Source organism: Bradyrhizobium murdochi (assembly GCF_000472965.1).
Classification (GTDB): Bacteria; Pseudomonadota; Alphaproteobacteria; order Rhizobiales; family Xanthobacteraceae; genus Bradyrhizobium; species Bradyrhizobium murdochi.
Map to the genome: position 1 here is coordinate 24,385 of NZ_AXAU01000036.1, position 13,075 is coordinate 37,459.

Below are 13,075 nucleotides of genomic sequence, written 5' to 3' on the forward strand. Positions count from 1 at the left end.
AAATGCCTCAAATCCTCGGCCGGAGGCTTCAACCGGCGTCCGGCCCCACACGATTACTGGTGCGGCCGCCGGGCGGCGAGATCACAGGCGGCGCAGCGAGCACCACAATGCTTCAAACTAGTATGTTAAATGTCGAGAAAAGCCGCAGTCCTCAGGCCGGTCCGGCGCCCAGCGACGATGCCGGATCTGGCGGCGTGGCGGAGCTTGTCAATCTCGCGTTGGGCCTGTTGCGACGCCAATATCTCGTGATCATCCTTACCGCGGTATTCGCATTAACATCCTGTATAATCTACCTGCGGATCACCCCACCGACCTATACCGCGCGTGTGCAAGTCCTTCTGGCAAACCCCCGGGCACAGTTCGTTCAGCAGCAGTCGATACTTTCGGAGCCAGCCTTCGATCTCAACCAGATCGAGACCCAGATCCAGGTGCTCAAATCGAGCGCGCTGGCAACTTCAGTGATCACGCAGCTCAACCTCGTCAATGACCCTGATTTCAGCGGTTCGGGACCGTCCTTATCCTCGTTATGGCACGGAACACCAACAGGGAACTCGACTCCGCCGGATCAATCCAAGGCCGGTGCTCCGGAAAGGCTGTCGGATGCCGTTATCGCGGCGTTCCAGGACCGACTCTCGGCAAACCGGGTCGGCATGAGCAGCATACTGGAGATCAGCTTCAATTCGAGTAACGCCGAACGGGCCGCGCAAATCGCGAATGCGGTAGCAAAGGCATACATCACGGAGCAGTTGACCGCGAAATTCGAAGCCAATCGAAGTGCAACGACTTGGCTTCAGGACAGGCTGCGCGATCTTGGCGACCAGGCGCTCAACGCCGAACGGGAAGTTAACCAATATAAGTCTCAGAACAACATCGTTTCCCCGGAAGGAAAGTCGATCGACGAACAGCAGGTCACAGAGCTCAATAATCGACTAATGGCCACTCGGGCGCTGCTGACCGAAGCATCGGCGAGGTTGAGTCAGTATGAAGCCATCTTGCGCACCAACCCCGCAAATTCGTCTTCGATGGGCACCCTGGACGCAGTTGGCTCCGACGTCAGCAGCAATCCGATTATAAATGCTCTCCGACAACAGTATCTTGAACTGACGAGACGCGAAAACGAGTATTCGGCCAGATTCGGCCCAAACCATCAGGCCGTCCTCACTCTCCGCAATCGTATGCGCGATCTGCGTTCTTCGATTTTCGAGGAGGTCAGAAGGCTTGCCGAAAACACCCGAAATGACCTCGAAGTCGCCAAACAGCGAGAGAAACAGATTGAGAAACAGCTCGCCGAGGCGGTGGTCCAATCGCGCACAACGAATGCGGCTGAACTGACCATCAGGGAACTGGAAAATCGTGCGAAGGGTTTGCGCAGCCTGTCTGACATGTTCCAGCAGCGCTACATCGGCTCCAAGCAACAGGAGAGTTTTCCCATCTCCGAGACGAGGGTGATCCAGCCTGCCTTGCCGCCGCAGAGCAAGAGCAAGCCGAAAAGCAAGGTAGTCATGGCGCTGGGCTTGATTGGCGGCATCGGCTTCGGGGTCATGTTGGGCTTGTTCCGAGAGCTAATGGATCGGGTCTTTCGCACCTCCGCCCAGATCGAAGCCGAATTGGGACTACCATGCCTCGCATTGGTGCCGGAGCTCGTCGTGCCGCGGTTGCCGATACGCAGAGCCAAATCGCGCTCGACCGATGGGGATCTAGGTCAGCGAACCATTGCGAGGGATTCGGCTATCCATCGTGCCGTCGTTGACAGGCCGCTATCGAGGTTCGCCGAGGCGATACGTTCGATCAAGCTGGCAATCGACCTCAATGCGACCAAGACCTCAAATCAGGTTATTGGCATCACCTCGGCTCTGCCCAATGAGGGCAAGACAACAATTGCAGCTTCGCTGGCGCAGCTCGTTGGGCATGGTGGAAAGAGCGTCATCATCGTCGACTGCGACCTGAGGAATCCCTCACTGTCCTCCAGTCTCGCACCAAATGCAGCCGCCGGCATAATCGAGGTCACCAGTGGCAGCCAGTCGATAGAAGAGACAGTTTGGCGGGACCCAACGACGAACCTGGCTTTCTTGCCGGCCGTTCGGCGGAGTGACCTGCTGCACAGCAGCGAACTCCTTTCAACTGACTCGATGCACAAGCTCTTCGACCGACTACGGGCGAGCTATGACTACGTCATCGTCGATCTTCCCCCCCTGACTCCATTGGTTGATGTTCGCGCCACAACACAGCTCGTCGACCACTTTATCTTGGTTGTCGAATGGGGGCAGACGAAGATCGACGTCGTCAAGCACGCCCTCCACACCGCGCCCACCATCCACGACAGCCTGATCGGCACTGTTCTCAACAAAACCGACATCAAGGCAATGGCTCGCTACGACAGCTATCTGCGCGACTACTACAGCGACGACCATTGCGCCCGCTATGGCCTGTCCAACTCCGGCTAAGCAGGGATTTGTTATCCTATCTCGGTGATAATTAGTTGGTTGCGCGGGCTGCCACTGTTGTAGCCGCGCAACACACGGGCACTGCTTTTCAGATAGATAGACGAACAGGCTGGTTCGATTCGCTCGACGGTGCCAACGTGCCCGGCGATTGGTCTCAGTTGATAGTTGGGGGAATGGCTCTGATCCGCACGCTGCACATTGGCGCGAGAATCGCGGTCGGCATTATGACCCTGTTCTGTGCCGGATGTATCATTACGCCGGGTAGCGGCCCGTTGGGCGCGGACGTCCAGAGGGCAAAGGAAGGCAGCGAGCCGGCCGTCCTCCCCTACGCGCTGGTCAAGCTGACCCCGGAAGTCGTCAACATTCTTGGAAACCACATACCCAGGCTATCCACGGCGTTTGCCGCTCAAACGCCGCCGAAAGCATTTCGCTTCGGGATCGGCGACATTGTCAGTGTCACTATTTTTGAGGCCGCAGCCGGCGGTCTTTTCACGTCCGAAGCGGGCGTTCGCGCTGGCAACTTTGTCACTATTCCCAACCAAGCGGTCGACGAACAAGGCAATATCTCGGTTCCATACGCGGGTTCTATTCGGGCCAAGGGCCGCACGCCCTTCGAGATTAGCAAGGAGATCACGGACAAACTCAAGGCTCGCGCCCTTGAACCGCAAGTCGTGGTCAACCTCGCGACGCAGAACACTTCTTTGATTACCGTCCTTGGGGATGTGCGAACCGCCGGTCGTTTTCCGGCAAGTCCTTCTGGCGAACGCGTCCTCGATGCGATTGCACGTGCGGGCGGCCCATCTGCGCAAGGCTACGACACCTGGGTCTCACTTAAACGGATGGGGCATCGTGCGAGTGTGCCATTTGGCGCGCTGATGTATGAGCCTGCCAATGACATTTATGTGCTCCCCAACGACGTCATCTACCTATTCAATATGCCGCAGACCTTCGTCGCGTTTGGTGCCGGTGGAACCCAAGGCCAATTCAAGTTCGACGCGTGGCGCCTGTCGCTGGCAGAGGCGATCGGAAAACAAGGTGGACTGAACGACTCTCAAGCCGATCCAGCGGCGGTGTATCTCTACCGCGGCGAAACGCGGGCGGTTGCCAAAGAGATCGGCATCGACGTCAGGCCTTTTCAGGGCGACATCATTCCGATCATTTTTCACGTAAACCTTCGGGATCCATCGGGCTATTTCCTGGCCCAGTCATTCCAGATGCGGAACAAGGACGTCATCTACACATCTAACTCGGTTAGCGTGGAAACCACCAAGTTCCTGGTCTTCCTGAGAACCATCATGGCGACCGTGAACGACCCGATCATCTACGCAACCAACTTCTTTGCGCTCAAGGCTGCTGCCTCGGGCACCGGAACGACGACGATTATCACAACGCCGCCGCCGATTACGACCACCACCCCATAGTCGTTGAGTTCCCGGCTGAACAACCGGAACACGCGGGCTGATGCGGTCAATAGATCTGAGTATCGGTCCTCCGGGTCGCAAGTGACCACGCCGGCGCACGGCTTCCGCCAAGGAACTGCTCTTCGTATCAGGCTGTCCTGCTCGCGCCATAGCGGCGCAGCATCGCGCAGCCACGCTGCATAACGACTTTGACCCGCCAGCAACCGATGCTGACCGTATCCGTCCGGTGAAGGCCGCCTTGCCGAATGAGGCGTGTTGTTGAGTACTGTCCTTATGGACGGTGATAGGCGCAGTGCCCAAGTCGAACGGCTTGAAGTGGTGGACACGGGCCGGCGACGGCGCTGGTCCGAGGATGAGCAGCTCAAGATCGTCCTGGAGAGCTTACAGACGCCGCGCCAAGTCGCGGCAACAGCGCGGCGGTATGGTGTTTCGCGCTCATTACTACTGCGATGGCGACGGTCGTTTCGGCCTGAGCCGAAGGATGCCGTCCATCAACCTAGCTTCGTACCGGCGATGGTGGTCGCGGAATCAGGGCCGACGCCTTGTCCAGTTGCGCCGGCCAGCAGCGGGTCGATCGAGATCGAGTTTGCTGCCAAGGCTCGGATGCGGATCACGAGTACGGTCGACTCGGCGACGCTGAAGGCCGCCGTGGCGGCGCCTACGGTGATCCCCACTGCGTCAGGCGTACGGGTGTGGATTGCGACTGGCCACACCGATATGCGTCGCGGCATGAACTCGCTGGCCTTGCTCGTGCAGGAAGCCTTCAAACGAGACCCGCACGGCGACGACCTCTACGTGTTCCGTGGCAAGAGCGGCAAGCTCATCAAGATCCATTGGCATGATGGACTGGGCATGTCGCTTTATGCCAAGCGGCTGGAGCGTGGCCGCTTTCTCTGGCCGTCGTCGGCTGATGGTGTGGTGACAATCACCCCAGCCCAGCTTGGCTACCTGCTGGAGGGCATCGACTGGCGGATGCCGCAACATACCTGGCGACCGCAGGCGGCTGGCTGGTCGCTGGGATTTGAATCGGTGGTACGATCAGCGGTTCGGACAGAGACCGCATCTTGTGATTCTCTGGTCGGCGATGGGCGCCGATGATTCTCTTCCTGACGATGTGACCACGCTCCAGGCCATGCTGCGCGCCGAGCGAGCGGCCCGGTTGGCCGCGGAGGCGGAAGCCCAGGCGCGGACATTGCTGATCGAGAAGCTCAAACTCACGATCAGGAAGCTGCGGCACGAGCAGTTCGGACAGTCCTCCGAGCGCGGCGCATTGCTGGACCAGCTCGAGTTACAGCTCGCCGACCTTGAGGAGAACGCGGCGCAAGCCGAGACCGCGGCCCAGATGGCAGCCGAGAAGATTGCGGTGCCATCGTTCGAGCGCCGCAAGCCAGCCCGCCGGCCGCTGCCGGAGCATTTGCCGCGGGAGCGCATTGTCTATCCGGTGCCTGCCACTGCCCATGCTGCGGCGACAGCCGATTGTGCAAGGTTGGCGAGGACGTGACCGAGACGCTGGAGCTCGTTCCGCGCCAGTGGAAGGTGATCCAGCACGTGCGCGAGAAGCTCGTCTGCCGGGCCTGCGAAGCGATCACCCAGCCGCCGGCCCCCTCGCATCCGATTGCGCGCGGGCGTGCAGGGCCCAAGCTGCTGGCCCACGTTCTGTTTGCCAAGTACGGCCTGCACCTGCCGCTCAATCGTCAGAGCGACGTCTACCAGCCTGAAGGCGTCGAGCTTGACGTATCGACGCTCGCGGACTGGGTGGGCGCCGCGGCGGCAACCCTGATGCCGCTGGTAGATGCGATCCGGAGCCACGTCTTCGCGGCAGAGCGCATCCACGCGGATGACACCACGGTGCCGGTCCTGGAAGGGCAAGACCCGGACCGGCCGGCTCTGGACCTATGTGCGCGACGACCGTCCATTTGCCGGCCCAGATCCGCCGGCGGCCGTGTTCTTCTACTCGCCCGATCGTGGCGGTGCGCATCCGGAGCAGCAACTGGCGGGCTATGCCGGACTGATGCAGGCCGACGCCTACGCCGGCTTTGGCAGGCTCTACGAGGCCAATCGCAAGGGCGGCCCGATAAGGCGCCGATCGCGGCCGAGGCGGTCAAGCGCGTCGAAGTTCTGTTCGCCATCGAGCGCGAGATCAATGGCCTTGCGCCGCAAGAGCGTCTGCGCGTGCGCCAGGAACGTAGCGCCCGTTGGTCATCGAGTTGGAGGCGTGGCTACGCGAGCAGCGCGCCAGGCTCTCTAGGAACAACGACACGGCCAAGGCGATCAAATACTGCCTTGGCCGCTGGGATGCCTTCACCCGTTTCCTCGATGATGGGCGTCTTTACATGTCGAACAATGCCGCCGAACGCGAACTACGGGCCGTCGCCGTCGGAAGAAAGAATTGGACCTTCGCAGGCTCTGATGAGGGCGGCCGGCGTGCGGCTGCGATCTACACTCTGATCGCCACCGCCAAGCTCAACAACATCGACCCTCAGGCTTGGCTCGCCGATGTCCTGGCCCGCCTGCCGGATCACTCTGCCAAGCGCATTTCCGAACTCCTGCCTTAGAATTGGCAGGCGAGCGCAACGCGAGCGGCTGCCTGACGCTCGCAGCGGCCTCCGCTCCGACCTGGAGGATGTTGGTTTGCACGCTTACATCCTCCTGAACCGAAGGGAGAGGTCGGTGCCAAGTTCCAATTACCGCTTGTTCGAACAGGCCATGCGCAAGCGCAAGCCGGTCTTCTGCGTGTATGAGGGTTATCCCCGTGAACTCTGTCCCATCATCCTCGGCCATTCGCAACAGCAGGAGAAGGTGCTCACCTATCAGTTCGGCGGCCAAAGCAAATCGGGTCTGCCGCGAGAAGGCCAGTGGCGTTGTCTATGGCTTGCAAAGGTAAGCGCGGCTCAACTTCGCGATGGGCCCTGGCGAACCGGTTCCAGCCATACCCAGCCACAAGGCTGCGTCGAGATCGTCGACCTCGATGTGAACCCTCACAGCCCATATCAGCCGAAGCGCCCGCTATCCTAACCGTACCGCGCCAGCACCCGACCGAACCTTCTACCCCGGGGGTCCTCACCGGACGCTTACTGCTGACCGGAGGGCGACCAGCATTGGGCAGATCGATCCCGCTAGGATGATCATCATCATCATCATCACCAGTCGGCGATGCGGCGCTCCACTAGGAGTTGCCGCATGGATCATTCCCGCATGAGAAACCGGCGCCGCGATAATCAGCGTCCAAAAATAACTCGACTAATTTAATTCGATGCGGTTTTTGCTTGATTTATTTAATGCGTTAATAATAGATTAAACTTATTGCAGAAAGCCTCGAACAGTCTGGTTCTGGCATGAACTTTATTAACCGAAACGTTGCAGCCGGCCTCCACGAGGAGATAGCCCTCGAACTGTACAGCCCTCCCTCGGGCGCACAGCGAAAATGGCCAATCCGATATAGGTCCATCGAGCTGGTCGCGATTTGTACTGATCTCGGCACCATCGTTCTCGCAAGCATCGTTTCAGTCTTCTTGTATCGGCTCTGCATTAGTTGGACCGCGGCCGGCTTCGCAAACGCCACTGGCTCGGCCATCGTCGTATCAGCGATGTTCGTATCGTTGTTAAAAATGCAAGGTATGTACAATCCAAGTGAACTACTGGTCCTGCGCAGTCAGGTTCGCGCCGTTTGCGGCGCCTTGCTATTCGCATTTATCGTTCTAGCCGCTGCGGCTGGCTCGCTCAACGTTAGTGACGAATACCCTCGCGGCGCCGGAATGGCCTTTGCCCTTACCAGTCTTGTATTACTCGTCATCGGACGAGCTCTCATTAAGAGCTTGCTCATGAGAGGCCTCAGCAAAAGAAAATTCGCCGGCGGCAATATCATTCTGATTTCTGATCAACCACAGTCTAGTGATGTGGGACTTTTGCCAACGCTGAACATGCTCGGATTTTGTGTGACCAAGCATTTCAGGTTGCCTTCGCCTCGTTTCGGTTCTGATCACCGCAAGCGGCTTAGCGCTCGCGTGATTGAAAATGCTCGCGGCTCAAACGTCGAGGAAATCATCGTTGAGGCAGATCCGAACCAGTGGTCGGAATTGCGTGCATTTGTCGCAGAACTGCGGGTTCTGCCAACTCCGGTCTCCTTTGTACCCGTCGGCGCGCTTTCGGAGATGTTCAGGCGACCCACGCGGGACCTTGGCAGCACCGTATGCGTGGAAATCCAGCGAGGGCCACTTACATTCCTTGAGCGAGCCATCAAGCGGTTTACGGATTTGGTCGGCGCCGGACTTGCCCTGGTTATTCTGTCGCCGCTGTTTGCTGTAGTTGTATTAGCGATCAAGCTGGACTCGTCTGGTCCGGTCCTTTTCAGGCAGCAACGCTGTGGCTTCAACGGTCGGAGTTTCTCAATCTACAAATTCCGCACCATGCGCGTGCTGGAAGACGGGCCATCGGTCATCCAGGCGCGGCCGGTCGATAGCCGTGTGACTCGCGTTGGAAAATGGCTGCGTCGGACGAGCATCGATGAGTTACCGCAGCTAATCAATGTGCTCTACGGAAGCATGTCACTTGTCGGGCCGCGGCCGCACGCCATCTCTCAAGACGGCCAGTTTGATAAGGTTGTCCGCAATTATGCCTTCCGGCGGCGCGTGAAGCCCGGGTTGACGGGTTGGGCACAGATACACGGGTGTCGAGGACCCACACCCACCGCCGCCTCGATTGAACGGCGGGTTGAGTACGACCTTTGGTACATCGACAACTGGAGCGCTCGATTGGATCTGGCGATCCTGGTCCAGACACCGATTGAGGTGCTGCGCGGTCGCAACGCCTACTAGGCGCCAGAATTGGCCTGACAGTCGAGCAGATTGATCCGAACTGATTCAAGGCGCTCTCAGCGAGGCGGCACCTTGCAAGTCAACATAGCCGGCGTAGCGCCAACTCAAGCCCGGGAATTACGCGTCAGTGTTGTTTCTCTTGGACCAGAGCGTCAGCTATGTGCGCCAGAAGCGCCTGTTCGTCCGTTTGGATCGTTTGGCGAACGCTTTGAGCGCGCGACGTCCTCTTTTCGCCTTGTGGAAGGCCGGGCACCAGCCCATTCAGCTCATTCTTGATTTCTGTCCAATCCTGATTGGTCACCGCTTGCCTCTGCCGCGCATCGATAATGCCTGACGGCAAGTTATCTCAGTTCGCCAGCCGCGCCTCCAACCCATTAATCTTGTGGTTAATAATACAATACCTCGTCGATCAGCTCACGCTCGCTGACGAGCCTTCGTGCCAGCCTCGCCAATCCGGAACTCTTCGATCTTGCGTCCCGATTTGACTGCTGCAACCAACCATCTCGGCCGCTTGCCGCGGCCCGACCAGGTTTCGGACGTCTGAGGATTCCGATACTTTGGCAACACCCGGGGATACTTGCGGCGGGGCTTGCCCTCCGGTTGCAAACCTCCCGAATCGCCTGCGATGATTGTACCGCGACTAAGCACCGCCAAGCGCTTCTCGAGTTCGCCTTTTTCGGCCCTGATCCGCGCTGACAGAATCCCGCTGATCTCCCCGTGAAGCGTCCAAAGCTCGTCCAGAGACCAGGACTCAAAATCGATTTTTTTTGGAGCCATGCCGTCGCTCTTGGTTCCCCTTGGAACATAATGCTTAGAACATAATGCGATGTCACACCCCCGAATGACAATCAAGGGGGATTACAAGAGTTCCACGGGAAAATGATTATTTTGGCGTCCTTTGCGCTTGTTTTGACACAGAAATCTAGCCGCGCGAAATTGCCAGCCTGGACGGCCCTTTGAACTGCACCGATCAAAGAGCTGCAGTCAAGGACGAGGAGTTCGCCAGCCGTGGTCCTGGCGTGCGTCAAGGCTCGATCGCCCCCGCCGGTGCTGCGTTTTCCTGCGCGGCCCCTTGCCCCTGTGGCGAAAGAAAAGCGACAGCCGGCATCTGATGACTTCGATATCCTTCAGGACACGCTGCCTAAGTTCAATCTGGTGTCTGAGTTGGCTAACATCACTCGATGCGGCGGACGGTACCATGCAGCGACCAACCGCATCCTGAAGGCGAGAAAGGGAGGAACCGATAGAATCCATTTGAAAATCCATTTGGGCACCTACGCAAAAACTCTAAGCAACGACCCTACCCCAATCATTTCATAGCAGCGTGTCACCTTCCTTTTCCGACGCCCACTGGCTCTGCTCAAAACCCTAAATACACTCTTGCTTTTAATGTAATTAAATTATTAAATTTACAATCAAATAATGTTTAAAAGCCTAAATCTATCGATTCAAACTTCGCACGTATTTGGCGTCATCGCCAGCGATATTTCGAGGATTGGATGCTTCCGGAAAAACCGCAATCTGTTAGCCTTAACGGACCCGCGATGCGCAGGACAGACTTGGAGGCTATGGATTTTGACGAGCTCTGGCTCTTGCATGAGCAGCTCACCAAACTCCTGTCCGAAAAAATCACCACAGAAAAGCTTCAGTTGGAGCGGCGGCTGGCGCAATTGAGCCGCGTAGAGCAGATGCGCGATGAGGGCACGCCTGCCAACCGTCCGCGACGCAAATATCCAAAAGTTCAGCCAAAATACCGGAACCCCTCTCAGCCCTCGCAAGTGTGGTCTGGGCGCGGAAAGCAGCCGAGATGGCTGGTCGCCGCCTTAAGCGCCGGACGGAAGTTGGAAGACTTTGTAATAGACAAAAGCGTTAACCTTGCAGACGACGATAGTCACAACGACGAGACCGCTTGAAGCGGGTCGCGGTTAACGCATTGCATTGCGTAGGAATTTTGGCCCGCTGCTCGCGTGCACTCGAGGTAAGTCACTAAGTTGCTGCGAATACCTGACTTGCCCAAGCAATATCCCGTAAAGTTCCATGCATGATGTGAGGGCTGCCGGTGTTGTGTTAGCCTCGGTCACAACGTGAAGCTGCTTGTGAGCTCGCTTTATTGTTTTGAGCTGAGCTTTGCTTGTAAGATCGTCACCCATACAAGCCCCCGAGTACCAGGAAAGCTAGAATTCCCGAGAAGATTAGACGACGGTGGCGGGAGGTAGGTTCAATGTTTCCGTGAATTTTATGCGTTGCAATGAGGGGGCCGCCGACAAAAGCCGGTCGATAATTTGGTCGGATGCTACGGTAGCTGATCAGCTCTCGCCAAAGCACTTGGCAAGGCACCTAGCGGGAACAGTTCACGGCATTCGAGCCTCAGATGGAATCCTTGGGAGTTGGGGATACCGGGGCGGGACCTTCCCCTGTTGATCGGGCTGGGGCAAGCTAGAGCTTGAGGATAATCTCGGGACACATCAACAAGAGGGACGGTAATGTCGACTGCGCCTCGAACTCTCATTTTGTCGGTCTCGTTGACCGCATTTCTGGCTATTTCCACGAGCTCCATAGAAGCAGCAGATAGGGCCGTCCAGCCGACTTCGATGGCAGGAGCAGATGTTAGCGCGCACCGCTGGAACGCAAGACCGCCGCGTTCAGTCGGACCTCGCCATGCTCGGTGCGAGCTAGTAGAAGGCGTCCGGGGTGCTACCCCCCTTACCGTGCCGTTTTTCGGGTCCGGCTGGTATCCTGGACCTGCGCATTACGGACCTTGCTGGCGCTATAGAGCGGGTGCGGTCATTTCAGTCAGGTATTAGGCGGATAGCGGCTGGGCAGCTTGATACCTGCTGGCCGTGGCGCCAACATTCGATGGTTCAATACAAACAAACGCGTTACGTTGCCGTCGCTAGCTAGCTCATCGGAGATCATCAATGCCTGCTAGCGGTTTGCGAGCCAGCGGTTGCTGCCTCTCCGGCGATCCTTCGCACGACCAACGCTTATGCCGATGCTTCGGATGCGCTCATAAATTTGGCTGAGCGCATCCGAAAGCTTTCAGGCTGAACGACTACGAGAAGTGGAAGTCGTGACTATTGATGGCGCCCAGCTTGGTGTTCTTTAACGTCACCGAGTTGTCCGCATCAGCCGAAATGACGACGTCTTGGCCTACCTGCGTTGCGTGGGCGAGAACGCTCGCGAAACTGTCGAAGACGCTCTTGCTGAACTGAACCACATCGTGGGACCGTCCATATGTACCGAAATCCTTCACAACGTCGTTCCCGAAGTTCGGCGCAAATACGAAGGTGTCAGCGCCTCCATTCCCAACGAAAAGGTCATCGCCAGAGGTACTCGTCAGCGTATTGCTCCCTGTCGAGCCGAGGGTCGCATTGCCCGAAGTGCCAACAACCTGACCGGTGCTATCGATCTGCTTGGCAGTATACGTATGCACCGTGTCGGATACGGCGGACGATGTCTTGAAGGACCAGCTGCCGTCGGCAGCCGTATTCACCGTTCCCAGCGATGCGTTGCCGTCGTACAGCTTGATCTGACTGTTGGCATCGGCGACGCCTTTGATCGTGACGATGTCGCTCCAGTTCTTGTACATGGTGGTCAAATCGACGGATGAAGTCGGCGCAGGCGCACTGGAAGCACCGACCTGTCCGTCACCATTGAGATCCTGATGGAAGCTCGTCTCGAGCAATTTAAGGCCATAGTTCGTGCCCGACACGGAGCCGCCTGACACGGAGCCGGTCAGGGCGCTGACGTGGGAAACGTAGTTGCCGTTGTTGTCGGTGTTCCAGGCCGTGTACTGACCGGTGCTCGCCTCCTTCCAGGCAACCTGATAGCCCGTCGCCGTCTTCTCCGCACCGATCGGCGTCCAGGTGCCGTCTTGCCCGTCCACAAAATCCGCACCGCCATACTTCAACGTGGGGCCGGATCCGCTGCTGCTGTTGAGGTAATATTTGCCGCCGCTCTCAACGAGACTTGTCGCACCAGCCGACTCGACTTGCTCACCCGGAGTTGGCGTTGGCGACGTTGGTGGAGCTGGGGGCGCCGAGGTGCCGGTGCTGGCCGTGACCACGGCGGACGCCGCGCCGGTGTTGCCTGCCGCATCCGTCGCCTTTGCAGTGAGGCTGTGCGAGCCGGCCGCAAGGGCGTCGGTGGTATAACCCCACCCACCAGTGCTGTTGGCCGTCGCGGTTCCGATCTGGGTCGTGCCGTCAAACACCTTCACGACGCTGTTCGCTTCCGCCGTACCGGCCAGGTTCAGGCCGCCGTTGGCGTTGTTGGTTGGCGTCGCCATCGTCGGAGCCGCGGGCGCCACCGTATCCACCGTCACGGTCACCGCGCCGGACGCGGCGCTGGTCTGGCCGCTCGAATTGGTCGCGGTCGCGGTCAGCACATGCTTGGC

9 protein-coding genes and 1 pseudogene are annotated in these 13,075 nt (G+C 58.4%); 8 read left to right on the forward strand and 2 right to left on the reverse strand.

Annotated elements, in window-relative coordinates; translation table 11 throughout:
* Positions 1–2: 2 nt before the first annotated feature.
* From YUO_RS0135360 to YUO_RS46775, 7 genes and pseudogenes are all read left to right on the forward strand, one after another.
* Positions 3–2,444: an AAA family ATPase gene (locus YUO_RS0135360; RefSeq protein WP_235782939.1), complete on the forward strand. Its 2,442-nt coding sequence runs from the start codon at positions 3–5 to the stop codon at positions 2,442–2,444.
* A gap of 173 nt (positions 2,445–2,617) precedes the next feature.
* Positions 2,618–3,865, forward strand: coding sequence for a polysaccharide biosynthesis/export family protein (locus tag YUO_RS0135365; protein ID WP_083754859.1), 1,248 nt, complete (start codon positions 2,618–2,620; stop codon positions 3,863–3,865).
* Between the two features lie 273 nt (positions 3,866–4,138).
* On the forward strand, positions 4,139–4,963 hold the full coding sequence (gene tnpB, locus YUO_RS48250; protein WP_235782940.1) for an IS66 family insertion sequence element accessory protein TnpB: 825 nt from the start codon (positions 4,139–4,141) through the stop codon (positions 4,961–4,963).
* Positions 4,950–6,420, forward strand: a pseudogene (gene tnpC, locus YUO_RS42850) (IS66 family transposase). Before tnpB ends, tnpC begins: the two are co-directional and overlap by 14 nt.
* Before the next feature lie 151 nt (positions 6,421–6,571).
* On the forward strand, positions 6,572–6,880 hold the full coding sequence (locus tag YUO_RS0135390) for a hypothetical protein (protein ID WP_235782941.1): 309 nt from the start codon (positions 6,572–6,574) through the stop codon (positions 6,878–6,880).
* A 320-nt stretch (positions 6,881–7,200) separates the two neighbouring features.
* Positions 7,201–8,679: an exopolysaccharide biosynthesis polyprenyl glycosylphosphotransferase gene (locus tag YUO_RS0135395; RefSeq protein ID WP_028351418.1), complete on the forward strand. Its 1,479-nt coding sequence runs from the start codon at positions 7,201–7,203 to the stop codon at positions 8,677–8,679.
* A gap of 127 nt (positions 8,680–8,806) precedes the next feature.
* Positions 8,807–9,013 carry a hypothetical protein gene (locus YUO_RS46775; protein ID WP_156908910.1) on the forward strand — a complete coding sequence of 69 codons (207 nt, stop codon included), beginning with the start codon at positions 8,807–8,809 and terminating at the stop codon, positions 9,011–9,013.
* 80 nt (positions 9,014–9,093) lie between these two features.
* On the opposite strand, the gene YUO_RS0135405 is transcribed toward YUO_RS46775, so the two are convergent.
* Entirely contained in the window at positions 9,094–9,456 is a 363-nt protein-coding gene (locus YUO_RS0135405) for an H-NS histone family protein (RefSeq protein ID WP_028351420.1), read from the reverse strand.
* A 791-nt stretch (positions 9,457–10,247) separates the two neighbouring features.
* On the opposite strand from YUO_RS0135405, the gene YUO_RS0135410 reads away from it, so the two are divergent.
* Positions 10,248–10,592, forward strand: a complete 345-nt coding sequence (locus YUO_RS0135410; RefSeq protein WP_430649586.1) for an H-NS histone family protein — start codon at positions 10,248–10,250, stop codon at positions 10,590–10,592.
* Positions 10,593–11,731: 1,139 nt separating this feature from the next.
* On the opposite strand, the gene YUO_RS0135415 is transcribed toward YUO_RS0135410, so the two are convergent.
* Positions 11,732–13,075, reverse strand: a 1,344-nt coding sequence (locus YUO_RS0135415) for an Ig-like domain-containing protein (protein WP_028351422.1), incomplete at its 5' end; no start/stop codon positions are given.

What these genes read in the sequence shown, in the direction of transcription:
- YUO_RS0135360 (WP_235782939.1), top strand. Translation starts at nt 3, where the DNA reads ATGCCTCAAATCCTCGGCCGGAGGCTTCAACCGGCGTCCGGCCCCACA.
- YUO_RS0135405 (WP_028351420.1), bottom strand. Translation starts at nt 9,456, where the DNA reads ATGGCTCCAAAAAAAATCGATTTTGAGTCCTGGTCTCTGGACGAGCTT.
- YUO_RS0135410 (WP_430649586.1), top strand. Translation starts at nt 10,248, where the DNA reads ATGGATTTTGACGAGCTCTGGCTCTTGCATGAGCAGCTCACCAAACTC.
- YUO_RS0135395 (WP_028351418.1), top strand. Translation starts at nt 7,201, where the DNA reads ATGAACTTTATTAACCGAAACGTTGCAGCCGGCCTCCACGAGGAGATA.
- YUO_RS0135365 (WP_083754859.1), top strand. Translation starts at nt 2,618, where the DNA reads ATGGCTCTGATCCGCACGCTGCACATTGGCGCGAGAATCGCGGTCGGC.
- tnpB (WP_235782940.1), top strand. Translation starts at nt 4,139, where the DNA reads ATGGACGGTGATAGGCGCAGTGCCCAAGTCGAACGGCTTGAAGTGGTG.
- YUO_RS0135390 (WP_235782941.1), top strand. Translation starts at nt 6,572, where the DNA reads ATGCGCAAGCGCAAGCCGGTCTTCTGCGTGTATGAGGGTTATCCCCGT.